At 61.6% G+C, this 24,313-nt stretch carries 24 protein-coding genes and 1 pseudogene; 13 read left to right on the forward strand and 12 right to left on the reverse strand.

Annotated features, from left to right (window positions below; all coding sequences use genetic code 11):
* The first annotated feature begins 109 nt into the window (after positions 1-109).
* On the forward strand, positions 110-2,746 hold the full coding sequence (locus tag C4J88_RS12025) for a glucosidase (protein WP_124407032.1): 2,637 nt from the start codon (positions 110-112) through the stop codon (positions 2,744-2,746).
* 124 nt (positions 2,747-2,870) lie between these two features.
* Here the strand turns inward: C4J88_RS12025 and C4J88_RS12030 are convergent, their stop codons facing one another.
* Together C4J88_RS12030 and C4J88_RS12035 are read right to left on the reverse strand one after the other, a co-directional pair.
* Entirely contained in the window at positions 2,871-3,185 is a 315-nt protein-coding gene (locus C4J88_RS12030; protein WP_124362592.1) for an SCP2 sterol-binding domain-containing protein, read from the reverse strand.
* Positions 3,186-3,240: 55 nt separating this feature from the next.
* Positions 3,241-3,951 (reverse strand): histidine phosphatase family protein, encoded by a 711-nt coding sequence (locus tag C4J88_RS12035; protein WP_124407033.1) that lies wholly within the window; start codon positions 3,949-3,951, stop codon positions 3,241-3,243.
* A gap of 192 nt (positions 3,952-4,143) precedes the next feature.
* On the opposite strand from C4J88_RS12035, the gene sohB reads away from it, so the two are divergent.
* Positions 4,144-5,169, forward strand: coding sequence for a protease SohB (sohB, locus tag C4J88_RS12040; RefSeq protein ID WP_124370507.1), 1,026 nt, complete (start codon positions 4,144-4,146; stop codon positions 5,167-5,169).
* Between the two features lie 78 nt (positions 5,170-5,247).
* Here sohB and dhaL read toward each other — a convergent pair whose 3' ends face one another.
* The 7 genes from dhaL to C4J88_RS12075 form a co-directional block, all read right to left on the reverse strand.
* On the reverse strand, positions 5,248-5,892 hold the full coding sequence (gene dhaL, locus C4J88_RS12045; protein WP_124366819.1) for a dihydroxyacetone kinase subunit DhaL: 645 nt from the start codon (positions 5,890-5,892) through the stop codon (positions 5,248-5,250).
* A gap of 3 nt (positions 5,893-5,895) precedes the next feature.
* The gene (locus C4J88_RS12050) at positions 5,896-6,897 is read right to left on the reverse strand and encodes a dihydroxyacetone kinase subunit DhaK (RefSeq protein ID WP_124403994.1); all 1,002 of its coding nucleotides are present in this window, start codon (positions 6,895-6,897) and stop codon (positions 5,896-5,898) included.
* 147 nt (positions 6,898-7,044) lie between these two features.
* Complete coding sequence (locus C4J88_RS12055) at positions 7,045-8,160, reverse strand: zinc-binding dehydrogenase (protein WP_124407034.1); 1,116 nt, start codon at positions 8,158-8,160, stop codon at positions 7,045-7,047.
* A 27-nt stretch (positions 8,161-8,187) separates the two neighbouring features.
* Positions 8,188-8,943 carry an SDR family oxidoreductase gene (locus C4J88_RS12060; protein WP_124407035.1) on the reverse strand — a complete coding sequence of 252 codons (756 nt, stop codon included), beginning with the start codon at positions 8,941-8,943 and terminating at the stop codon, positions 8,188-8,190.
* Positions 8,944-9,081: 138 nt separating this feature from the next.
* Positions 9,082-10,089 carry a substrate-binding domain-containing protein gene (locus tag C4J88_RS12065; RefSeq protein ID WP_124370512.1) on the reverse strand — a complete coding sequence of 336 codons (1,008 nt, stop codon included), beginning with the start codon at positions 10,087-10,089 and terminating at the stop codon, positions 9,082-9,084.
* 34 nt (positions 10,090-10,123) lie between these two features.
* Positions 10,124-11,101 carry an ABC transporter permease gene (locus C4J88_RS12070; RefSeq protein ID WP_124407036.1) on the reverse strand — a complete coding sequence of 326 codons (978 nt, stop codon included), beginning with the start codon at positions 11,099-11,101 and terminating at the stop codon, positions 10,124-10,126.
* A complete protein-coding gene (locus C4J88_RS12075) occupies positions 11,098-12,585 on the reverse strand; it encodes a sugar ABC transporter ATP-binding protein (RefSeq protein WP_124370514.1) in 1,488 nt (495 codons plus the stop codon). Before C4J88_RS12075 ends, C4J88_RS12070 begins: the two co-directional genes overlap by 4 nt.
* 283 nt (positions 12,586-12,868) lie before the next feature.
* On the opposite strand from C4J88_RS12075, the gene rpiB reads away from it, so the two are divergent.
* From rpiB to C4J88_RS12095, 3 genes are all read left to right on the forward strand, one after another.
* Entirely contained in the window at positions 12,869-13,330 is a 462-nt protein-coding gene (gene rpiB / locus C4J88_RS12080; protein WP_124366825.1) for a ribose 5-phosphate isomerase B, read from the forward strand.
* 63 nt (positions 13,331-13,393) lie between these two features.
* Entirely contained in the window at positions 13,394-14,374 is a 981-nt protein-coding gene (locus tag C4J88_RS12085) for a sugar-binding transcriptional regulator (protein ID WP_124362603.1), read from the forward strand.
* A gap of 455 nt (positions 14,375-14,829) precedes the next feature.
* Positions 14,830-16,398, forward strand: a complete 1,569-nt coding sequence (locus tag C4J88_RS12095; RefSeq protein ID WP_124407038.1) for a TerC family protein — start codon at positions 14,830-14,832, stop codon at positions 16,396-16,398.
* Between the two features lie 28 nt (positions 16,399-16,426).
* On the opposite strand, the pseudogene C4J88_RS12100 reads toward C4J88_RS12095, so the two are convergent.
* Both C4J88_RS12100 and C4J88_RS12105 read right to left on the reverse strand, forming a co-directional pair.
* A pseudogene (locus tag C4J88_RS12100) lies at positions 16,427-16,762 on the reverse strand (thioredoxin family protein); the annotation flags it as partial.
* Positions 16,763-16,781: 19 nt separating this feature from the next.
* A complete protein-coding gene (locus C4J88_RS12105) occupies positions 16,782-17,027 on the reverse strand; it encodes a hypothetical protein (protein WP_124366827.1) in 246 nt (81 codons plus the stop codon).
* 277 nt (positions 17,028-17,304) lie between these two features.
* On the opposite strand from C4J88_RS12105, the gene C4J88_RS12110 reads away from it, so the two are divergent.
* The 8 genes from C4J88_RS12110 to C4J88_RS12145 all read left to right on the forward strand — a co-directional run bounded on the left by C4J88_RS12110 (position 17,305) and on the right by C4J88_RS12145 (position 23,891).
* Positions 17,305-18,153 carry a transporter substrate-binding domain-containing protein gene (locus C4J88_RS12110; protein WP_124362608.1) on the forward strand — a complete coding sequence of 283 codons (849 nt, stop codon included), beginning with the start codon at positions 17,305-17,307 and terminating at the stop codon, positions 18,151-18,153.
* Between the two features lie 52 nt (positions 18,154-18,205).
* Entirely contained in the window at positions 18,206-18,868 is a 663-nt protein-coding gene (locus C4J88_RS12115; protein ID WP_124362609.1) for an amino acid ABC transporter permease, read from the forward strand.
* A gap of 12 nt (positions 18,869-18,880) precedes the next feature.
* On the forward strand, positions 18,881-19,543 hold the full coding sequence (locus C4J88_RS12120; protein WP_124366828.1) for an amino acid ABC transporter permease: 663 nt from the start codon (positions 18,881-18,883) through the stop codon (positions 19,541-19,543).
* The gene (locus C4J88_RS12125) at positions 19,540-20,322 is read left to right on the forward strand and encodes an amino acid ABC transporter ATP-binding protein (protein ID WP_124407039.1); all 783 of its coding nucleotides are present in this window, start codon (positions 19,540-19,542) and stop codon (positions 20,320-20,322) included. Before C4J88_RS12120 ends, C4J88_RS12125 begins: the two co-directional genes overlap by 4 nt.
* A 14-nt stretch (positions 20,323-20,336) precedes the next feature.
* Complete coding sequence (locus C4J88_RS12130; RefSeq protein WP_032896881.1) at positions 20,337-20,726, forward strand: RidA family protein; 390 nt, start codon at positions 20,337-20,339, stop codon at positions 20,724-20,726.
* Positions 20,727-20,893: 167 nt separating this feature from the next.
* The gene (locus C4J88_RS12135; RefSeq protein ID WP_124370519.1) at positions 20,894-21,658 is read left to right on the forward strand and encodes an IclR family transcriptional regulator; all 765 of its coding nucleotides are present in this window, start codon (positions 20,894-20,896) and stop codon (positions 21,656-21,658) included.
* Between the two features lie 9 nt (positions 21,659-21,667).
* Positions 21,668-22,876 (forward strand): amino acid deaminase, encoded by a 1,209-nt coding sequence (locus tag C4J88_RS12140; RefSeq protein ID WP_124407040.1) that lies wholly within the window; start codon positions 21,668-21,670, stop codon positions 22,874-22,876.
* A gap of 109 nt (positions 22,877-22,985) precedes the next feature.
* The gene (locus C4J88_RS12145; protein WP_124407041.1) at positions 22,986-23,891 is read left to right on the forward strand and encodes a sugar kinase; all 906 of its coding nucleotides are present in this window, start codon (positions 22,986-22,988) and stop codon (positions 23,889-23,891) included.
* A 108-nt stretch (positions 23,892-23,999) separates the two neighbouring features.
* On the opposite strand, the gene C4J88_RS12150 is transcribed toward C4J88_RS12145, so the two are convergent.
* A complete protein-coding gene (locus C4J88_RS12150; protein WP_124362615.1) occupies positions 24,000-24,275 on the reverse strand; it encodes a peptidylprolyl isomerase in 276 nt (91 codons plus the stop codon).
* Positions 24,276-24,313 lie beyond the last annotated feature (38 nt).

Raw genomic sequence — 24,313 nt, forward strand, 5'->3', positions numbered from 1 at the left:
GACTTCATTCTGCAAATGAATGAGGTGACGCCCCTATGCAGTCTTCATGTGCATCCTGGCGGCATTGGGTTCTACACTGCTGCTCATCAGACCGGCGATGGAGGACTCAATGACGGCCGCACCCACACCCCGATTGCTCGACACCCTCGAAGGCCAGCGCCTGGCGACGGGGAATGCGGAGTGCTGGCGCGAGTGGGGGCCGTACCTGAGTGAACGCCAATGGGGCACCGTACGCGAGGACTACAGCGCCGACGGCGACGCCTGGGCCTACTTTCCCCATGAACATGCCCGCAGCCGCGCCTACCGGTGGGGCGAGGATGGCTTGGCCGGTTTCAGCGACAAGGCGCAACGCTGGTGCCTGGGCCTGGCGCTGTGGAACGAACGCGACTCGATCCTCAAGGAGCGTCTGTTCGGCCTCGATAACGCCGAGGGCAACCACGGTGAAGACGTCAAGGAACTGTACTTTTTCGTCGATGGCGTGCCGAGCCATGCCTACATGCGCATGCTCTACAAATACCCCCATGGAGCGTTTCCCTACGCCGACCTGATCGCCGAAAACGCCCGCCGTGGGCTGGCTGACGCTGAGTATGAAATCCTCGATACCGGCGTGTTTGACGATAACCGCTACTGCGACGTCAGCGTTGAGTACGCCAAGCATCAACCCGACGATATTTTCATGCGCATCACCGTGCACAACCGTGCCGAGCAACCCACGCGCCTGCAGGTATTGCCCCAGCTGTGGGCGCGCAATGACTGGAGCTGGACCTTCGGCGCCCCCAAGCCCGGCTTGACCCTGGACGGTGACCGCGTACGAGCGCGTCATCATGAGCTGGGCGACCGCCATCTCAGCGCCTGGGGCCAGGACGGCGTGGAATGGTTGTTTTGTGAAAACCAGACCAACCTCCCCAGGCTGGGTGGGCCAGCGGCGCCGGGGCCGTTCAAGGACGGTATCAACGATTACGTGGTCGGCGGTGTGCAAGACGCGATTCGCCGGGATACGGGCACCAAGGTGGCGGCGAGGTTCGTCCTGGAGCTGGCGGGTCAGGAGCGCAAAGTCCTGTACCTGCGCTTTGCCCCTGTGGACGCGCCCGAGGTCAACGCGCGCAAGCTGTTCGAGCAGCGCCGCCAGGAGGCCGACGACTTCTACGCGGCGCTGCAACAGGGCATCGCCGACGACGATGCACGCAATGTGCAGCGTCAGGCCCTGGCCGGGTTGCTGTGGTCCAAGCAGTTGTACTATTTCGACGTGAACCAGTGGCTCGACGGCGACCCGGCCCAGCCCGCGCCGCCGCCCGAGCGCCTGCATTTGCGCAATACCCATTGGCGGCACCTGTCCAACTTCGACATTCTCTCCATGCCCGACACCTGGGAATACCCGTGGTACGCCTCGTGGGACCAGGGCTTCCAGGCGGTGGCGATGGCGCTGATCGATCCGGGCTACGCCAAGCAACAGCTGCTATTGCTGGTGAAGGACCGCTTCATGCACCCCAACGGCCAGTTGCCGGCTTATGAGTGGCGCTTCGACGATGCCAACCCGCCCGTGCATGCCTGGGCCAGCTGGCGCGTGTATCAGCAGGACAAGGCGTTGACCGGTGTGGGCGACCTGGACTTTCTGGAGCGGATTTTCCACAAGCTGCTGCTGAATTTTTCCTGGTGGGTCAACCGCAAGGACGCCGAGGGCCGCAACCTGTTCCAGGGCGGCTTTCTCGGGCTGGACAATATCGCCCTGTTCGATCGCTCTGCCGCGCTGCCACCGGGCTATCAGCTGGACCAGGCGGACGGTACGGCATGGGTGGCCGCCTATGCGCTGGACCTGATGCGCATCGCCCTGGAGCTGGCCAAGCGCAATGGCGTGTATGTGGATATCGCGGTGAAATTCTTCGAGCACTTCCTGTATATCGCCGGCGCCATCAACCGCGTCGACGACAGCGCCGACGGGCTGTGGGATGAGCAGGATCTGTTTTTCTACGACGTGCTGCATCGCCCCGATGGCGAGAGCGAACCGGTGCGCCTGCGCTCTATTGTCGGGCTGATGCCGTTGTTCGCGGTGCTGGTGCTGGAGCAGCGCGAGCATGAAGGCCTGGAGGGCTTGCGCGAGCGGCTGCTGGGCTTCATGCACCATCGGCCGGACCTGGCCAGGCTGGTATCGCGTTGGAACGAACCGGGGCAGGGCAATCGGCTGCTCCTGGCGTTGCTGCGCGGCGAGCGCACCAAGGATTTGCTGCGGCGCATGCTGGATGACGATGAGTTCTTGTCGGCGTTTGGCGTGCGCTCCTTGTCCAAGGCTTTCGCCGAGCAGCCCCTGGCCCTGAAGATGAATGGCGACACTCTGTGCGCCAGTTACCAGCCCGGCGAATCCGACTCACGTTTGTACGGTGGCAACTCCAATTGGCGCGGGCCGTTGTGGATGCCGGTCAACTACATGCTGATTGAGTCGCTGCGCGAATTTCATCGCTATTACGCGGATAACTTTTCGGTGGAATACCCCAAGGGCAGCGGTTATCTGTCATCCCTGGAGGAAGTGGCCGACAGCCTCAGTCAGCGCCTGACCGGGTTGTTTCTAAGGGACGAAAATGGCCTGCGCCCGTCGATGGCGGCGTATGCGCAGTTGGAGGCGGACCCGCTCAGCCGTGACCTGGTGTTGTTCCATGAGTATTTTCATGGGGAAACTGGCAGGGGGCTGGGGGCGTCGCACCAGACAGGGTGGAGTGCGCTGGTGGCGTTGTTGCTGCAACCTGAAAACTAAATGTGGGAGGGGGCTTGCTCCCGATGGCGGTGTGTCAGCCAGCTCATCTGTTACTGATATACCGCTATCGGGAGCAAGCCCCCTCCCACCCTGGATCTTTATCTGACTCAGGATTGCCCTGGAATCAGGAAGGAAACAGTTCGCTCAGCTTCATGGCCAGCATCATGTCGCCTTCGGTGCGCAGTTTGCCGCCCATGAAGGCCTGCATGCCGTCGGTGGAACCGTCGACAATGCCTTCCAGGGTTTCGCTGTCCATCACCAGGGTCACTTGAGCGTCCGGGTTTTCACCTTCCTGCAGTTCGCAGGTCTTGTCTTTGACCACCAGCGAAAAGTTCTTGGTGTCGTCGATACGGAAACCGAATACCAGGTCCAGGCCTTCAGCAGCGGCTGGGTTGAATTTGGCTTTCATTGCTTCTACGGCTTTAGCTACGTCAGTCATGGTTTCGATCCTTTAGGGTAGAGTCCAGTGACCTTGGGGTCACGGTTGGCCGCATTCATCGGAAAGTGATGAACTGCGGCGCCTTCAACAGCTGCAAGTGGGTATGACTGTTGAAGGAAGCCAGTGCCACCTCACGACCACGGAATTTCAGTTGGTTGAGCGAGGTGTTGACAATTTGCCAGTTCAGTTCGAATGCCTGGGCGGCCGGCATCCGGGTAATCAGGTGGAGCAGGGCGGTGATGGTGCCGCCGGAGGTGAATACCGCGATTTTCTGCGAGTTGTCGGCTGCTTCAAGGATGCGCTGCAAGCCGCCCTGGACACGCTCGACAAACCCCAGCCAGCTTTCCAGCCCCGGCGGGTCGTAGGTGCCGGCCAGCCAGCGCTCGATGATCAGGGCGAAGATGCGCTGGAATTCGCTGCGGTTTTGCGCACCATTGCGCAGGATGTGCACGGCGTCGGGTTCGGCGCCGAGCAGGTCGGGGAGCAGGCCGCGAATAATCGCCTCGCCGTCGAATTCGTTGAACGCGCTGTCGATTTCCAGCGGCGGAACCGGCAGGCCGAGGGCGCTGTATTGATCGAACGTGGCGGTGGCGGTGTGCTGCTGGCGGCGCAGGTCACCCGACAGGCAGCGATCGAACGTCAGTCCCAGGTCGGCCAAGTGGCGACCGAGTACCTGGGCTTGTTCCACGCCAACGGGCGACAGCACGTCATAGTCGTCTGCACCGAAGGAGGCCTGGCCATGTCGAATCAGATAGATGCTGCCCACGTCCGTTTTCCCGGTACGTTGAAAGTCTGGCGAGGTTATGAGGATGCCCGCAAGCTGTCAATGAAAAAACATACGCTTGTTTTAAAAGCCTGTTAGAGGTGCGCTGGTGGCGGTTTGGGCACTGGTCCGCGGGCATTGGCGCCGGTATGCTGGGCCATCCGCGCCTGGCGCAGTGCATTCTTAAGGAGACATATGGATTTTTTGGCCGAATATGCGAGCTTTCTAGCGAAGACCGTCACCCTGGTGGTCGCTATTCTGGTGGTGCTGATCAGCTTCGCGGCGCTGCGCAGCAAAGGGCGTCGCAAATCCGCTGGCCAGTTGCAGGTCAGCAAGCTGAACGATTTCTACAAGGGCTTGCGCGAGCGCCTGGAATCGAGCCTGCTCGACAAGGACCAGCTCAAGGCCCTGCGCAAATCCGAAAGCAAAGCCGAAAAAAAGCAGGGCAAGAAGAAGCCCGAGCCTAAGGCGCGGGTATTCGTGCTGGATTTCGACGGTGACATCAAGGCCTCCGCCACCGAAAGCCTGCGCCATGAAATCACCGCACTGCTGAGCCTGGCCACGCCCAAGGACGAAGTGGTGCTGCGCCTGGAAAGCGGCGGCGGCATGGTGCACAGCTACGGCCTGGCCTCTTCCCAACTGGCGCGTATTCGTCAAGCGGGTGTGCCATTGACCGTGTGCATCGACAAGGTCGCGGCCAGCGGCGGCTATATGATGGCGTGCATCGGCGAGAAGATCATCAGCGCCCCGTTCGCGATCCTCGGTTCCATCGGCGTGGTCGCGCAGTTGCCCAACGTCAACCGCCTGCTGAAAAAGCATGATATCGACTTCGAAGTGCTCACCGCCGGCGAATACAAGCGCACGCTGACGGTGTTTGGCGAAAACACCGAGAAAGGGCGCGAGAAATTCCAGGAAGACCTGGACATCACGCACCAATTGTTCAAGAACTTCGTCTCGCGTTATCGCCCGCAGTTGGCGATTGACGAGGTAGCCACCGGAGAAGTGTGGCTGGGTGTTGCCGCCCTCGACAAGCAACTGGTCGACGAGCTGCAGACCAGCGACGAATACCTGGCCACCAAGGCCAAGACCGCCGAGGTATTCCACCTGCATTATGCCGAGCGTAAAAGCCTGCAGGAGCGGGTAGGGCTGGCGGCCAGCGGTTCGGTGGACCGGGTGTTACTGACCTGGTGGAGCCGGCTGACTCAGCAGCGGTTCTGGTAATCCACTACCAACTCGCGCAGGCGGGACGCGGAGCGTCCAGGGCTGTATTCCCACGCGGAGCGTGGGAACGATCACCGGTCAGGCCAAGCGGGGCTGGATGGAATCCGCCAGCCGCGTGAGGATCAGGCAGCACGACACCGCCCCAGCATCCAGCGCCCCTAGCGAGCGTTCACCCAGGCGGCTGGCCCTGCCTATCTTCGCCACCAGGTCCCTGGTCGAATCACGCCCTTGGGAAGCAGCGCTTTTCATCGTCTCCAGCGCGGCGTAGAACGAAGCCCCATCGGCGTGCGCTCGCTCAAAGGCTTGCACCGCCGGAATCAGGGTGTCCATCAAACACTTGTCACCCACACCCGCCTCGGTAATGTCCTGCAACGACGTCAGGCCGCCGCGCAGCAAGCGGGCGAAGGTGGCGGCGTCGATGTCTTCACTGCCGCGCACTTCGTCGGCCATGCCGATAAACAGGCTGCCATACAACGGGCCCATCGAGCCGCCGATGCCCTCCATCAGGCTCAGGGTCAGTTCGTCCAGGGCTGCCGCCAGGGTCAGTTGGCGACCTTCAAGCGCGCGCCCGCAGTGGGCGAAGCCCTTGGCCATGTTGATGCCGTGGTCACCGTCACCAATCGCACCGTCGATTTCGCTGAGGTAGTCACGGTTGGCCACGATCACGCTGACCAGGTCGGCGACGATGGCGCTGCCGTCGTGGCTGGAAAAATGCTCACTCATGGTTCACTCCGCCTGGGTCATGCCGATGGAACGGCAGGGTTGATCGATCAGGGTTTTCAGCTCCGCGTCCAGGCCGAGCAGGGTCAGGGTCACGCCCATCATTTCCAGGGAGGTGAAGTAGTTGCCGACATAGCAACGGTGAATCTTCAAACCCTTGGCCGTGAGCTGGCGTTCCACCTCGGCATAGAACACGTACAGCTCCATCACCGGCGTGGCGCCGAGACCGGAGACCAGCACCACCACGCTGTCGTCCTGGCTGAAGTCGCGGTCTGCGAGGATGGGAGCGAGCATGCGCTCGGCCATGGCGGCGGCGGACTCGATGGGGATCACTTCGATGCCCGGTTCGCCGTGATGGCCGATACCCAGTTCCATCTGGCCGTCGGGGATCTGGAAGTTCGGCTTGCCCACTGCAGCGATGGTGCAGGGCGTGAGGCCGATGCCGATGGAGCGACAGTGGTCGACGGCTTTTTGCGCGACGCGAATCACACCGTCCAGGTCGTAATGCTGGGCGGCGGCGGCTCCGCCGATTTTCCACATGAAGATTTCCCCGGCCACCCCGCGACGCTTGGCGATATCCGCCTGGGGTGCGGAAGCGACGTCGTCGTTGGCGACCACGGTGCGAATACGCATGTCTTTACTGGCGGCCATTTTCATCGCCAGCTTCACGTTCATGTTGTCACCCGCGTAGTTGCCGTACAGGCAGGCCACGCCCGCGCCATGGTCGGCGGCGCGGAAGGCGTCGAAAAAGCTCTTGGCGGTGGGCGAGGAGAAAATCTCACCGACCGCCACCGCATCCACCAGGCCCGGGCCGACGTAGCCGAGAAAGGCCGGTTCATGCCCGGAACCACCGCCGGTGACGATGCCGACACGGCCCTGGGCCGAGGGTTTGGCCTTGACGATGACTCGTGGGTTGGCTTCGTACTGGCGCAGTTCAGGGTGCGCGACCAGGACGCCGCGCAGCATGTCTTCGACCACTTGGTCCGGATCGTTGATGACTCGATTCATAACGCGGGTTCCTGTTTTTTATTGGTTCACCGCTATCCAGTGTGGGAGGGGGCTTGCTCCCGATAGCGGTGGTTCAGTAATAGATGTGCTGACTGTCACACCACCATCGGGGGCAAGCCCCCTCCCACATTTGGATCTGTGGTGTGTTTAGGGCTCAAGTACAACCTTGAGCGACTTGTCGCCACGCTCCATCACCGCAAACGCTTCCTTGAAATCCGCCAGCGCAAACTTATGGGTTACCACATCGCGCATGTCGATCTTGCGGCTGCCGATAAAGTCGATGGCGCGCGGGTACATATACGGCCCCAGGTGCGAGCCGAGAATATCCAGCTCCTTGCGGTCGCCGATGATCGACCAGTCCACCGTGGCTTCATCATTGAATACGCTGAATTCAACGAAACGCCCCAATTTGCGCAGCATCGCCAGGCCCTGGTTCACTGCCTTGTGGTGCCCGGTGGCTTCGATATAGATGTCGCAGCCGTAGCCATCGGTGATCGCGCGGATTTTCGCCAGCACGTCGACCTCGGCCGGGTTCCATACCTCGTCGGCGCCCATGCGCAGGGCCAGGGCGGCGCGTTCGGGTTTCATGTCCAGCACGATGAGTTTTTTCGGGTTGCGCAAACGCACCGCGCCGATGATGCCCAGGCCCAGGGTACCGGCGCCGGCGACCACTACAATGTCGTCGTGGTCGACATCGGCGCGTTCCGCCGCGTGCAGCGAGCAGGCCAGGGGTTCGATCAGGATCGCTTCATCCGGGGCGATGGATTCCGGCACCTTATGGATGATGCCTTCCTTGGTGAAAATCATGTACTGGGCCATGGCGCCCTGCACATTGTTCTGGAAGCCGTAGAGGTCATGCTTCTGGCACATCCAGTATTGGCCGTGGTTGCAGAACCGGCAGCCCCAGCACGGCACGATCTGCTCGGAAATCACCCGCTCACCGACCGCCACGCCGCGTTTTTCCGCGCCAGGGCCGAGGGCAACCACGCGGCACACGAACTCATGCCCTGGGATCATTGGTGGTTTCACGTAGCGCGGTTGCTCGGCATCGCCCCAGAACGACGGCGCGCCGCGATAGGTCTTGATGTCGCCCATGCAGATGCCGCACAGCTCGACCTTGGTGAGAATTTCATCAGGCCCAGGTGTGGGCACGTCGACGGTTTCCAGGCGATAGTCTTCCGGGCCATGGCACACCACGGCCTGCATGGTTTTCGGGATGACTGGAGCGAGTTGTTCAGCGCTGCGTTCGGTAACGGTGGACATGACAAACCCTCACGACATAAAGATGAATTACTGAATGCTGTAGCCGCCGTCGATCAGCATATTGGCGCCGGTGATCATCTGCGCGGCATCGCTGAGCAGGTACAGCGCCAGCGCGGCGATTTCCTCGGGCTGGGCAAACCGTCCCGCCGGGATCTGCGCCTTGGCCCGTTCGCCCAATGCGCCGGCCCAGGCTTGCTTGCCCAGGGCGGTCTCGACGATGGTGGGGGAGATGGCGTTGACGTTGATCTGCGGCGCCCATTCCATGGCCAATACCTTGGTCATGCCGACGATGGCGGCCTTGCTCGCGCAGTAGGCGACGTGGCGGTCCAGGCCGATCACGGCAGCCTGGGAGGCGAGGTTGACGATGCGCCCGCTGCCCTGGGCCAGCATGTGGCGGGCGCAGGCCTGGGCCACGAAAAAGCTGGCCTTGAGGTTGATATCCAGGGTGGTGTCCCAGGCGCTTTCGCTGACCTCGACGGCCTTGTCCAGCAACACCACGCCGGCGCTGTTGACCAGGTAATCCAGGCGTTGGAACTGTTCGAAAACCTGATCAATGGTGGGTTGTATCTCGCCGATCTGGCTGAGGTCGACGGCAATGCCCAAGTGCCCGGCACCGAGGCGGGCGGCCACCTCGACCACTGCCGGGTCGCGGTCCAGCAGGGCCACGCGGGCACCGCGTTCCACCAACAGGGTGGCGCAGGCCAGGCCGATGCCGGCGGCGCCCCCGGTGATCACGGCGCAACGGCCGCTGAGGTCGAAGGCTTGGTTCCAGAAACCTGACATGAATGACTCCATTTTTGGCAATCGATCATTCCCACGCTCTGCGTGGGAATGCCGCCTGGGACGCTCTGCGTCCTGATGATGGATGACGCGGAGCGTCATGGGATGCATTCCCACGCGGAGCGTGGGAACGATCTATAACTACTTACCGCCACTGACCTGCTTGTACAGCGCATCGGCGTTGGCATTCGTCACCGGCACCCATGGCAGGATGTAGTTCTTGGCCGTGCCATCCCCCCATTTCACGTCGTTGCCGTAGCGCGCCCAGATCACCGATTGCGGCTTGTAGTCCTTGCCGGCCAAGGCGCGCAACGCCACGTCCAGCGCGCCTTGGGACTGGGCCTGGGCATCTTGGAGGAAGGTGGTGACTTCATCTTTTTTCGCCGCCTGGATCGCATCCGGCATGCCGTCGATGGAGGTGACGGGCACGTCCTTGGAGGTCAGCCCATGGGACTTCAACGCCTGTACCGCACCGAGGGCCATGTCGTCGTTCTGGGCGATGACACCGTTGATGCCTTTGGGGTGAGCGTTCAGCCAGTCTTCGGTGAGCGTCAGCGCCTGGGCGCGGTCCCAGTTGGCGGTTTTTTTCTCGATGATCTTGATGTCCGGGTGTTTGCCCAGCACTTCCAGTTCGCCCTTTTCCCGGTCGATCTGTGCCGACTGACCAATCGGGCCCTGGATGATCACCACGTTGCCCTTGCCATTGAGCTTGTCGACCATGGCCTGGGCCTGCAGGCGGCCGCCTTCGACATCGTCGTTACCCACATACGGCACGTTGGCATCGGCTACTTTCGTATTGGAGGCGATGACCACCACGTCGTTGCTCATGGCGGCTTTCACCGTACCGACGCCGGCCTTGGTATCGATGGGCACGAACAGAATCGCGTCGTAGTGCTGGGTCACCATGTTTTCGATCTGATTGTTCTGCGTCAGCGCGTCGTAGTTGCCGTCGAACACGGTCAATTGCACGGTGCCGTCCTTGACCGCAGGGTGTTCCTTGAGCTCGCGGACCCAGTTCTGCATGAACTGGCCCTTGAGGCCGTAGACGGCGGCGCCGATCTTGTAGGTCTTGCCATCGGCGGCCAGGGCGATACTGCTGGCCAGCAGGGTAAAGGTCGCCGCAGCGGCCAAGGTGGTACCCAGTTTCATAAGTAGAACTCCGGTTATTGTTGTGGGTCGTTCTCTAGCGTTTTTTCTTGCGCCACACGTCGATCAGTACTGCAAACACGATGATCAGGCCCTTGGCGACCTGCTGGTAATAGGAGGACACGCCGAGCAGGTTCAGCCCGTTGTTGATCACGCCGATCAACAGCGCGCCGAACAAAGTGCCGACGATGCTGCCGGTGCCGCCCGACAGGCTGGTACCCCCGATCACCACGGCGGCAATCGCATCCAGCTCATAGGAAACCCCGGCCTGGGGCAGGGCGGAGGTGGTGCGCGCCGACAGCACCACGCCGGCCAGTCCGGCCAGCAGGCCCGACACCACATACACCGAGAACATCACCTTGCGCACACCGATACCGGAGGTGCGCGCGCTTTTTTCATTGCCGCCCACCGCGTACACATAGCGCCCGTACGTGGTGTAGCGCAGCACCATCCAGAAGATCAGTGCGACCACTGCGAAGATGATGATCGGCACGCCAATCGGGCCGATCTTGCCGATGCCCAGCGCCAGGTAGGCGTCGGGCAGGTCGGTGATCGGGCTACCGTCGTTGAGGATGAAGGTCATGCCGCGGGCAATGCTGAGCATGCCGAGGGTGGCCACGAACGGCGGGATCGACAGGTTGGCGACCATGAAGCCGTTGACCACGCCGAGCATCGCCCCAGCGAACATCCCCGCGCTGACTGCGGCCAGCAGGCCATAGCCCTGGGTCGCGACCATGGCGCTGCACAGCCCGGCAAACGCCAGGATCGAGCCCACCGAGAGGTCGATGCCCTTGGTCAAAATCACATAGGTCATGCCCACGGCAAGGATGCCGTTGATGGAGGTCTGGCGCAGGATGTCCATCCAGTTGCGCCAGGTCATGAAGTACTCGCTGGAAAACGCCATCACCACGCACAGCAGGATAAACACCAGCGGCAGGCCGAAGCGGTCGAGGGACAGGCGCAGGCGGTTGCGCGGCGTGGCGGTAACGGGCGCAACAATCGTTTTGGCATTCATGAGGCAAGACTCAACAAGGCTTCCTGGGAAAGGGCGGTGTCGCTGCTGATGGTCACCAGCCGGCCGCCCTTGAATACAGCGATGCGATCGCTCAGGTGCAGCAGCTCCGGGGCTTCCGACGACACCACGATGGCCGCGCCCCCGGCGCGCACGAACTGGTCGAGCAAGTGGTAGATCTCTTGCTTGGCGCCTTCATCGATGCCCCGGGTCGGTTCATCGCAGAGCAGGCAGATCGGTTCGGTGGACAAGCATTTGGCGAGCACCACTTTCTGCTGGTTGCCGCCGCTCATGGAGGCCACCGGCAGGTCCAGGGAGCTGGTCTTGATCTGCAGGCGCTTGACCATGTTTTCAGCCAATTGGGTTTCCTTGCGTGCGTTGATCAGCGACCAGCTCGACAAGCGCTTGTAGGCCGACAGCGCAATGTTGGAAAGAATGCTGCCGGTCAGTACCAGGCCGCTGTCCTTGCGGTCTTCGGTGACCAGCGACATGCCGGCGTTTATGGTCGCCTTGGGCAGCCCGACAGGCATGGGCTTGCCTTGCAGGGTGACGCTGCCGGAGTCCGGCGTGGTCAGGCCGTAGATGCAATTGAGGAATTCGCTGCGCCCCGAACCCATCAGGCCGTAAATGCCGAGGATTTCGCCCTGGCGCAGTTGCAGGCTGATGTCGTGAAATTCGCCGTTGCGGCTCAGGTTGTCGACTTGCAGGCAGGTGGCGGCGGCGCATTCACGGCCGACCTTGTGATCGATCCGCGTCAGCTCCTGGCCGACGATGCCGCGCACCAGATGGTTGCGGTCGATATCGGCCATGCGCCCGCTTTCCACAAAGGCGCCATCGCGAAAGATGCTGTAGTCGTCGGCGATCTGCGCCAACTCGCTCAGGCGATGCGACACGTACACAATGCCCGCGCCGCGTGCAGTGAGGCGGCGAATCGCCTTGAACAGGGTTTCTGCCTCGCGCTCGCCGATGGCCGAGGTGGGTTCGTCCATGATCATCACCTGGCAGTCATGGCTGAACGCCTTGGCGATTTCCACCAGTTGGATCTGCGCCACGCTCAAGCGGTGCATGGGGCTGGTGGGGTCGACGTCGAACTCCAGGCCTTCGAGCAGCTCGCGGGTGCGGCGGTTGAGCGCCTTGCTGTCGACAATGCAGCCGGCGCGGCGCGGTTCGCGGCCCAGCCAGATATTTTCGGCGACGCTCATGTAGGGAATGGGTTCCAGCTCCTGGGTGATCATCGCGATCCCCGCCGCCAAGGCTTCGCTCGGGCGGTTGAACTGCACGGCAACACCATTGAGCAGGATGCTGCCGGCGTCGCGCGGGGTGATGCCCATCAGGATGCTCAGGAAGGTCGACTTGCCGGCGCCATTGCCGCCACACAGGGCGTGCACGCTGCCGGCCCGCAGAGAGAGGCGCCCGTCACGCAGGGCAGGGACCCCGGCGTAAGCCTTGGCGACGTGTTCAGCCTGGAGCAGTAATGGCGTGGCCATCGGCGTGTCCTCGTGCTGTGAATTCTTATTAGGTCGCACAGTCATGTTTCGCTGTGAGCATATGTGTACCAAATGAAATTCTGATCAGTCAATCTCTTTCACTTGAAAGCGATGATTCTCATCTGGCGTGGCGGTATTGGCTTTTAATGCCGCATTAGCGGGAGCTCCGATAAAAACGAGCTTGACAGATCAGCTCATATGCCCGAGAAATGCCTGAGCGAAATTTCAGTGAGTGATCATATGATCAGTCGTAAGTACGATGACGGCAGCGGAGCCAGACGCCATGAACACACCTTTCCCGGTGGCTATCGGATGCGATGAAGCGGGCTTTGAGCTCAAGGAATTGTTGAAGCGACATATCGAAGCGCTGGGTTACCCGGTGACCGATTTCGGCACGCATTCCACCGCGCCGGTGCTGTACCCGGACATTGCCCTGGCCGTAGCCAATGCCATCACCGCCGGGCAGCAGCGTCTCGGCGTGCTGGTTTGCGGCACCGGGATCGGCATGGCCATTTCCGCCAACAAAGTGCTCGGTATTCGTGCGGCCCAGGCCCACGACACTTACTCGGCGGAGCGTGCGCGCAAGAGCAACGATGCGCAGATCCTGTCCATCGGCGCGCGGGTCATCGGCGTTGAACTGGCCAAGAGCGTCGTCACCGCGTTCCTGGCCTCGGAGTTCGAGGCTGCGCGCTCGGGGGCCAAGGTCGAGCGCATCAATGCGATCGAGCGCGATGGGCATCAATAGTGGACGGCGCGGGGCAAGAGTCGGGAGAATGCGCCTTTGACGCCGAAACGGAAGCCCGTCCCCATGAGTGACAGTAGCCAGCGCATGGCCAGCGATATCGATCAGATGACCGAAGTGGCGATGCTCTATTACCTCGAAAACGTCACTCAGGAGGCCATCGCCAAGCGCTTCGACCTGTCGCGGGCCAAGGTCAGCCGCTTGCTCAAGCGGGCACGTGATGAAGGCATTGTCGAGGTGCGGGTGTTGCAGCACCCGGCGATGAACAACGAGCTGGAGCGGGCGCTGGTCGAGCGCTTCAAGCTGGATCGCGCGTTGATCGCGGTCGATCACAGCGACCCGGACACCCAGCGCTCGGCCGTCGCCAGCCTGGTGGCCAATTACCTGAATAAAACCCTGGGCGACGGCATGATCGTCGCGGTGGGCATGGGACGTAACGTCGGCGCGGTGGCTGACAACGTCTTTCTGCCGGTGACGCGCAACTGCACGTTTGTCTGCGCCATCGGCGGTTCGCTCAAGGCCGGCGAGTACATGAACCCCGACCATATCTGCCGGCGCCTGGCCCTGCGCTTTGGCGGTGAAAGTGAAAGCCTGTACGCCCCGGCGCTGGTGGCCAACCCGGAACTGCGCGGTGTGTTGATCAACAACGACACGGTGCGCTCGACCCTGGACCGCGCGCGCCGCGCCGATATTGCCCTGATCGGCATCGGCGACATGAGTGAAAACAGCAACATGGTGCGCATGGGCTGGTTCTCGCCCCAGGAAATCGCCCAGGCACGCTTGTCCGGCACGGTGGGCGACATGATGGGTTACGACTTTATCGATATCCACGGCCAGCCGGCGGTCAACGCCATCCAGGGACGGGTCATCGGCCTGACGGTGCAGGAACTGTTCCGCATCCCGGACGTGGTGGCGATTGCCAGTGAGAACACCAAGGCGGCGGCGACCTTGGGGGCGTTGCGGTCTGGGGTGATCAACACCCTGGCAACGACCGTCACCAATGCCCACACCATCCTCGCGCTGGACGACGCCACCCGAAAATCCTGACACGCCGCAGGTCAAAATGTGGGAGGGGGCTTGCTCCCGATTGATCGTTCCCATGCTCCGCGTGGTAACGCCGCTCGGGACGCTCCGCGTCCCGCCAACGTCCGGTGACGCAGAGCGTCACGGGCTGCATTCCCACGCGGGAGCGTGGGCACGATCTTGACAGATGCGCTCACTGGCACACCGCCATCGGGAGCAAGCCCCCTCCCACATGGGTTTTGTGTGGGTTTTAGGACAGGTTTTGTAATAGTTTTGCGTTGTAGGGAAATCGTATTTGGGCTGTAGGATTCAAGTCCTTTCGTTACCTCAGGACTTGCATGAACACCCTCTCGGAGCCTCCCAGTCGTCTTTCCCCAAGACTCCCGCCCAAGCACCCCATATTGCATCGACTAACCTTGTCCCGGTCCAATGACCGCGCTTTGCCGTGCCCGGCATTCTTGAATACAGAGACTCTATAAATGGAATGGTTAGCGGATCCAACGGCCTGGCTCGGCCTGGCGACCTTGATTGTGCTGGAACTGGTGCTGGGTATCGACAACCTGGTGTTTATCGCGATCCTGGCGGACAAGCTGCCGCCGGAGCAGCGCGACCGTGCGCGGCTGATCGGTTTGTCCCTGGCCTTGCTGATGCGCCTGGGCCTGCTGGCAAGTATTTCCTGGTTGGTGACACTGACCCAGCCGCTGTTCGAGGTGTTCGACAAGAGCTTCTCCGGCCGTGACCTGATCATGCTGTTCGGCGGTGTGTTCCTGTTGTTCAAGGCCACCATGGAGTTGCATGAGCGCCTGGAAGGGCATGTGGCCCAGCATAAGGGCAATGTGGCTTACGCGATGTTCTGGCCGATCGTGGCGCAGATCGTGGTGCTCGACGCGGTGTTCTCCCTCGATGCGGTGATTACCGCCGTGGGCATGGTCGATGAGCTGGCGGTGATGATGATCGCGGTGATCGTGTCCATCGGCCTGATGATCGTGGCGAGCAAGCCGTTGACCCGCTTCGTCAACGCGCACCCGACCGTGATCATGCTGTGCCTGGGCTTTTTGATGATGATCGGCTTCGCGCTGACCGCCGAAGGCCTGGGCTTCCATATTCCGAAAGGCTACCTGTACGCGGCGATCGGCTTCTCGATCCTGATTGAAGTGTTCAACCAGATCGCCCGTTCGCGGCGCAAGAAATCGGCGCAAGGCGTATTACCGGTGCGCGAGCGTACGGCCCACGCAGTGATGCGCTTGCTCGGCGGTCGCAGCCTGGCGGTGGAAGAGGTGGGTGAAGAGGTCGCCGATCTGCTGGGCGAGGTGGATGCTGCGCAAGGTCCGCTGTTCGACCGACGCGAACGGGTGATGATCAGCGGTGTGCTGCAACTGGCCGAACGGCCGATCCGCACGATGATGACGCCACGGGCCAAGGTTGACTTTATCGACCTGGCGGACGATCCCGAGAGTATTCGCCTGAAACTGATGCATTCGTCCTACTCGCGTTTGCCGTTGATCCGCAACGGCGCGGTCGATGAGCCCCTGGGCTTTGTGCACAAAAAGGAGTTGCTCAAGGAGTATCTGGCCGGCAACGAGCCGAACCTTGAGCATCTGGCGCGTCGGGCGATCAACCTGCTGGAGAGCTTTTCGATCCTCAATGCCCTGGAGCAGATGCGTCAGGAATCCACCCACATCGCCTTTGTGATCAACGAATTCGGCGACTTCATGGGGGTGTTGAGCATGACCGACATCCTCGAGTCCATCGCCGGTGAATTGCCGGACGCCAGCGAAATCGAGGGGCCGGATATCGTCGAGGAGGGTGGCGGATTTCGCGCCAATGGCGCCTTGAATCTGAGCCAGGTCGGTCAGCGCACGGGCTTCAAGGCGGCGGCTACCGAGGATTATCAAACGCTGGCTGGCCTGCTGATGAGCCTGCTCGATCGTCTGCCTGTGGTGGGCGATAGCCTGGAATATGAGGGCTGGCGATTAACGGTGGCTGCGGTTGAAGAGCGGCGGGTGACCCAGGTGGTTTTGCGGCCTTGCTCCGGTCAAAGCGCATGAATAGCGCGTGCACGAACTGCTGTTGCTCCTCCACGGGGCCGAAACCCTTGTGCAGTTCCACCCTGTTGCCGCGCTCGTAGACGAGCAGCGTTGGCGTACCGGTAACGTCAGGGTGCCTTGGGGTGTGCGCGCAATCGAGCACCACGCGCACGATCCACGGATGTTGCCAGGCAACCTTTTCGAATAAGGGGACCGCGCTGGCGCAGGCAGGGCAGTGCTCTGAAACGAACAGGATGAAGACCGGGCGCGGTGTGTTCAGCACGCGCTGGAAGTCCTTGGCGCTGGAAATTGTTCGCGTGGCTGCGCCCATGGTGATCTCCTGCCGGTAGTGTGGGTGTGTGCCAACGCTAAGCCGGTGGCTCATCTGCGTCTACTGTCAACCTTCACAGGTCCGGCCCACGCTCCAGCCGTTCCCGTGCCTTGCGCGCCTGGCTTGCGCACTTCCTGTATTCCTCATTGTCGCGGGACGCTTTGGCTTCGCGGTAGCCGTGGTGGTTCTGGCTGGTGTAGCTGGTGTCGAAGGCTTCCTTGAGTTTTTGCAGTTCTTCCTTGCAGTCGCGGCGGTCGCTGGCCACGGCGTTGCCAGCCATCAGATAACACAGCATTAACAGGCCAAGGCTCAATTTCATCGGGGGTCCTTTCATGTTGGGGCTTGCTCGCTCTACAGATTAGTCCAAGGGCGCAGAGTTGGTGCGCAGTAACATCGTTGTGGGGCATTGAGTAGCAGCGTGGCTGGATGATGGCGCAACGCCGTAAAACCCTCCAGAAACTATCTCGCTGATCCATAAAGGATTTCTCCCCGGCATAGGTTTCCTTCAGCGCCTATGGCACACTTTCTGCTGTCTATTCCGTTGTTACATACCAAGTTCCGGTATAGCGGAATACACAACTCCTGGAGTGCTTGTCATGCATCACCGACCTTCCGTGTTCAAAGCGTGTGTTTTTCTCTTCGCCGCATCGGCTACCGTTGCCAGCCTCGCGCAGGCAGCGGACAGCAAGCTCGATGATGTGCTCAAGCGTGGGCACCTCATCGTGGGTACAGGCAGTACCAATGCGCCGTGGCACTTCCAGGGAGCGGATGGCAAGTTGCAGGGGTTTGATATCGACATCGGCCGCATCGTGGCCAAAGGCTTGTTCAACGACCCGAGCAAGGTCGAGTACGTGGTGCAGTCTTCCGACGCGCGTATTCCCAACCTGCTGACCGACAAGGTCGACATGAGCTGCCAGTTCATCACCGTCACCGCCAGCCGTGCGCAGCAAGTGGCCTTCACCCTGCCGTATTACCGCGAAGGCGTGGGCCTGCTGTTGCCGAATAACAGCAAGTACAAGGAAATCGAAGACCTGCAGGCGGCGGGCGATGGCGTCACCGTGGCCGTGCTGCAGAACGTGTATGCCGAAGAATTGGTCCACCAGGCGCTGCCCAAGGCCAAGGTTGACCAGTACGACAGCGTCGACCTGATGTACCAGGCCGTGAACTCCGGTCGCGCCGATGCCGCTGCCACCGATCAGTCGTCGGTCAAATACCTGATGGTGCAAAACCCCGGCCGCTACCGCAGCCCGGCCTACGCCTGGAGCCCGCAGACCTACGCGTGCGCGGTCAAGCGTGGCGACCAGGACTGGCTGAACTTCGTCAATACCGCGCTGCATGAGGCCATGACCGGCGTTGAATTCCCCGCCTACAAGGCGTCGTTCAAGCAATGGTTCGGCGTGGACCTGCCAGAGCCGGCGATTGGTTTTCCTGTGGAATTCAAGTGATCCAGAACAATCGGGGCGTGCTTGACGGCGCCCCACTCAGGTACTGCCGACCATGAACTATCAGTTGAACTTTGCCGCCGTATGGCGTGATTTCGACACCTTGCTGGCGGGGCTCGGCCTGGGCCTGCAGTTGGCTTTGCTGTCGATCGCCATCGGCTGCGTGATCGGCCTGCTGATGGCGTTTGCCATGCTGTCCAGGCACCGGGCGTTGCGTGTGTTCGCTTCGGTGTATGTGACAGTGGTTCGCAATACGCCGATCCTGGTGCTGATCCTGTTGATCTATTTTGCCTTGCCGTCGTTGGGGATCCGCCTGGATAAAATCCCCTCGTTCATCATCACCTTGTCGCTGTACGCCGGGGCTTATCTGACCGAAGTGTTCCGCGCCGGGCTGTTGAACATTCCCAAGGGCTTGCGCGAAGCCGGATTGGCGATCGGCCTGGGTGAGTGGCGTATACGCGCGTATATCACCGTGCCGGTGATGCTGCGCAACGTGCTGCCGGCGCTGTCGAACAACTTTATCTCGCTGTTCAAGGACACCTCCCTGGCCGCTGCGATTGCGGTGCCGGAGCTGACTTATTACGCCCGCAAGATCAACGTCGAAAGCTACCGGGTGATCGAAACCTGGCTGGTGACGACGGCGCTCTACGTGGCCGCCTGTTACCTCATTGCCATGCTGCTCCGTTACCTGGAACAGCGTCTGGCGATCCGTCGTTAAGGAGGGTTTTCCATGTACGAATCCCCTAGCTGGCTGCATGAACTGTGGATCGCCCGGGAGACGCTGTGGGCCGGGTTCCAGACCAGCATTTACTGCTCGGCGCTGGCGATTATCTTCGGCACCCTGATCGGTATCTTCGCCGGGCTGGTGCTGACCTATGGCAAGTTCTGGATGCGTGCGCCGTTTCGCCTGTATGTCGACCTGATTCGTGGCACGCCGGTATTCGTGCTGGTACTGGCGTGTTTCTACATGCTGCCGGCGCTCGGTTGGCAGATCAGCGCGTTCCAGGCCGGCGCGGTCGGGCTCACGCTGTTCTGTGGCTCCCACGTCGCGGAAATCGTGCGCGGTGCGCTGCAGGCCATCCCCCGTGGGCAACTGGAAGCGGGCAAGGCAATTGGCCTGACGTTTTACCAGTCCCTGGGCTACGTGCTGTTGCCCCAGGCGCTGCGGCAGATCCTGCCGACCTGGGTCAATTCCTCCACGGAAATCGTCAAGGCCTCGACCCTGCTCTCGGTGATCGGCGTGGCCGAGCTGCTGCTGAGCACCCAGCAAGTCATTGCGCGCACCTTCATGACCCTGGAGTTCTACCTGTTCGCAGGCTTCATGTTCTTTGTCATCAACTACGCCATCGAGTTATTCGGGCGCTACATTGAAAAGCGGGTGGCCTTGCCATGAATCAACCTCAAACAATCGAACCGTTGCTGAACATTCGTGGCCTGCGCAAGCAATACGGAGACGTTGAAGTGCTCAAGGGCGTCGACCTGAGCCTGCAGCGTGGCAACGTGGTGACCTTGATCGGTTCCAGCGGCTCGGGCAAGACCACCCTGTTGCGTTGCGTCAACCTGCTGGAAGAATTCCAGGGCGGGCAGATTACCCTCGATGGCGCGTCCATCGGCTATAGCGACGTGGCCGGCAAGCGCGTGCGTCACCCCGAGCGGGTGATCGCCCAGCACCGCGCCATGACCGGCATGGCGTTTCAGCAGTTCAACCTGTTCCCGCATCTGACCGCCTTGCAGAACGTGACCCTGGGTTTGTTGAAAGTTAAGAAAATGCCTAAGGACGAGGCCGTGTCGCTCGCGGAAAAATGGCTCGACCGTGTGGGACTTCTGGAACGTCGCAATCACTTCCCCGGCCAGTTGTCCGGCGGCCAGCAACAGCGCGTGGCGATTGCCCGAGCCATTGCCATGAACCCCAGCCTGATGCTGTTCGACGAAGTCACCTCGGCCCTCGACCCGGAGCTGGTGGGCGAAGTGCTCAGCGTGATCAAGGGATTGGCGGAGGAGGGCATGACCATGTTGCTGGTCACCCACGAAATGCGCTTTGCCTATGAGGTCTCGGACAAAATCGTCTTCATGAACCAGGGTCGCATCGAAGAGCAGGGCTCGCCGAAGGACATCTTCGAGCGGCCGCAGTCACCGCGTCTGGCGGAATTTCTCAAGAGCATTCGTTTTTAATCAGGAGCTATTTTATGAGCATTACTCGTTACGGTACCGGCAGCACCGCCGGCGGCGGCCAGCCACGTCCTTTCGCCCGTGCGGTGGAAGCCGATGGTTGGTTGTATGTGTCGGGCCAGGTGCCGGCGGTGGACGGTGAAATCATCAATGGCGGCATCATCGAACAAACCCGCCAGACGATGCGCAACGTGGTGGCGATTCTGGAAGAAGCCGGCTACGAATTGAAAGACGTGGTGCGCGTCGGCGTATGGCTGGAAGACCCACGGGATTTCTGGAGTTTCAACAAAGTCTTCGGCGAATACTTCACCCCGGAACACGCCCCGGCGCGCGCCTGTGTGCAGGCCAACATGATGGTCGATTGCAAGGTGGAGATCGATTGCGTGGCCTACAAGAAAAAAGGCTAAATTGGCCCTCTCTTGAAGCCACAATGGATCAAATGTGGGAGGGGGCTTGCCCCCGATAGCGGTGTATCAGCAACAGATGTATGCACTGGCACACCGCCATCGGGAGCAAGCCCCCTCCCACAGGGGATTACTGTGCAGCACACACCTTGTCAGGACTTAACACTGCCATGACCGAAGACACCATCAAACGCCGCGCCAAAGGCCTGGACCGTGCGTTCGATATCCTCGATTTTCTCAAGGAAATCGGCCAGCCACTGCGCCCGAATGACATCGCCAGCGGCATCGGCAGCCCCAAGTCCACGGTCTACGAACTGGTCGCCTCGCTGCTCGAACGGCGCATCCTGGAAACCGTGGGCAAGGACGGTCACGTCTACCTCGGACGCCAGCTGTACTTCCTCGGCCAGGCGCACCTGCGCCACTTCGACCTGACCCGCGAGGCCGACCACGCCTTGCAGGAGATCGTCAGCCAGACCCACGAAACCGCGCAGATGTGCCTGCTCAACGGGCGCAAGTACACGGTGGCGCTGATGCGCGAAGGCGAGCGGCATTTTCGTATTTCCTCGGATATCGGCGAAAACGCGCCGATCCCCTGGACCGCCTCCGGGCGCCTGCTGCTCGGGCATTTGAGCGACCGGCAAATCATCGACTTGATCGATCCCGACGATTTCATCCTGCCGGATGGCCTGCGCCTGCCCCTGGAGACCTTCCTGGCGCAGATCCGCCAGGCCACCCTCGACGGGTTCTTCTCCTTCGACAGCGTCGCCGACACCTTTACCCACTGCTTTGCCGCCCCGGTGCGCGACGCGCAGGGCGTCAGCATTGCGACGCTGTGCATCGTCGCCCCGCGGGCCGATGCGAGCAAAAACTATCACGACTATCGCCGGGTGCTGATCGACAGCGCCAATAACCTGGCCCGGCGCATCAACGAATAGGAATTACCCATGTCTGCCTTCAATGCCGTTGAAAAAGGCGCCGCCGCAGTTGGCGCTCACCTGGTCCGCGATGTCAGCCTGCCGGCCCTGGTGCTGCACCGCGAGGCCCTGGAACACAACATTCGCTGGATGCAGCAATTCGTCAGTGACAGCGGCGCGCAGTTGGCGCCACACGGCAAGACCAGCATGATGCCGGCGCTGTTTCAGCGTCAGCTCGCCCAGGGCGCCTGGGGCATCACCCTGGCCACTGCGGTGCAGACCCGCGCCGCCTACGCCGGCGGGGTGCGCCGTGTGCTGATGGCCAACCAACTGGTCGGCGCGCCGAACATGGCGCTGATCGCCGACCTGCTGGGCGACCCGGATTTCGATTTTCACTGCATGGTCGACCATCCGGACAACGTTGCCGACCTCGGCCTGTTCTTCGCGGCCCGTGGCCTGCGCCTGAACGTGATGATCGAGTACGGCGTGGTCGGTGGCCGTTGCGGTTGCCGCAGCGAGCAACAAGTGCGCGAGCTGGCCGAGGCGATCAAAGCCCAGCCGGCCCTGGCCCTTACCGGAATTGAAGGCTATGAAGGCGTGATTCATGGCGATCAGGCGATCAGCGGCATTCGCGCGTTCGCGGCCAGCCTGGTGCGCCAGGCGGTAGACCTGCAAGACAACGGCTATTTCGACCTGCCCACGCCGATCGTGACGGCGTCGGGTTCGGCCTGGTATGACCTGATTGCCGAATCGTTCGAGGCGCAGAATGCCGCCGGCCGCTTCCTCAGCGTCCTGCGCCCCGGCAGCTACGTGGCCCACGACCATGGCATCTATAAAGACGCGCAATGCTGTGTGCTTGACCGTCGCAGCGACCTCAACGAAGGCCTGCGCCCGGCGCTGGAAGTCTGGGCCCATGTGCAATCGTTGCCGGAACCGGGCTTTGCGGTGATCGCCCTGGGCAAGCGCGACGTAGCCTACGACGCCGGTCTGCCGGTGCCGCTCAAGCGCTACAAGGCCGGAATTTTACCGGCAGAGGGCGATGATGTGAGCGCGTGCCAGGTGACCGCCGTGATGGACCAACACGCGTTCATGACCGTGGCGCCGGGGGTGGAACTGCGCATTGGCGACATCATTTCGTTTGGTACTTCCCATCCATGCCTGACCTTCGACAAGTGGCAGGTGGGTTGCCTGGTGGATGAGCAACTGCGGGTGATCGAGTCCCTGCGCACCTGCTTCTAGACCGAGTCGTGCCTATCGAGGGCAAGTCCCCTCCCACAGGGGAATGCATTCCAAATGTGGGAGGGGGCTTGCCCCCGATGAGTCCATCAGCCCCACCGAGACAGCAGCCATGACCACTAAACCGCGCATCGCCCTCATCGGCGAATGCATGATCGAACTGCAACACCGCGCCGACGGCAGCCTGCACCAGAGCTTCGGCGGCGACACCCTGAACGCGGCGGTGTACCTGCGCCGCGAGCTGGGCGACTCCGGCACTGTCGATTACGTCACCGCCCTGGGCGATGACAGTTTCAGCGACGCCATGTGCCAACAATGGGCTGATGAAGGCCTTGGACTGGGCATGGTCCAGCGCCTGGCCGGGCGTTTGCCGGGTTTGTATTGCATCCAGACCGACGCCAACGGCGAGCGCAAATTCCTCTACTGGCGCAACGAAGCGGCTGTGCGCGACTGTTTTACCACGCCGGCCGCCGAGCCGATCCTGGCAGCCCTGCCGGGCTATGACTGGGTGTATTTCAGCGGCATCACCCTGGCGGTGCTGGGGGAAATCGGGCGTGAGCGTTTACTGGAAAGCCTGATCGAAACCCGGCGTCGCGGCGCCAAGGTCGTATTCGACAATAACTACCGGCCGCGTCTGTGGGCGAACATCGAGGCGGCCCGCGCGGCGTATCACCGCGTGTTGGCCGAGGTGGATATCGCCTTGCTGACCGAGGACGACGAGCGCGCGTTGTTCGGTTATGCCGACAGCGAGCAGGTGTTTGCGGCCTACCCGAAGATTGAGGAGGTGGTGCTCAAGCGCGGCGCGGATGACTGTTTGATCCGTTGCGCCGACGAGCGCTTTGCCGTGCCGGCGTTGAAGGTGGAGAAGGTCGTGGACACCACGGCGGCGGGGGATTCGTTCAGTGCGGCGTATTTGGCCGGTCGGCTCAAGGGCGGTTCGCCGGAGCAGGCTGCGTTGGCCGGGCATCGGTTGGCGAGTCGAGTGATTCAGGTGCCGGGGGCATTGATACCCAGGTGAATGGCCGCCTGCGGCGGATCGGGGGCAAGCCCCCTCCCACATTGTGATGTATTCACAAATCAAGTGTGGGAGGGGGCTTGCCCCCGATAACGGTGTAAAGCCAACCCCTCAGTCCCGGTAAAACACCTGCACCAAGTGATAACCAAACTTGCTCTTGACCGGCCCATGCACCACCCGCAGCGGTTTCTTGAAGATCACTGCATCAATGGCCCCGACCATCTGCCCTGGCCGCACTTCACCCAGATCACCGCCGCGCTTGCCCGACGGGCAAGTGGAGTACTTCTTGGCCAGCACATCAAAGGCTTCGCCCTTGGCAATGCGCTGCTTGAGCTGTTCGGCTTCTTCGCTGGTTTTCACCAGGATATGACGGGCTTGGGCTTTCATCGATCTCTACCAGGTGTGCGACGGCGCGCGATTATGCC

The sequence above is a fragment of the Pseudomonas sp. R4-39-08 genome (assembly GCF_003852275.1).
In the GTDB taxonomy this organism is placed as follows: Bacteria; Pseudomonadota; Gammaproteobacteria; order Pseudomonadales; family Pseudomonadaceae; genus Aquipseudomonas.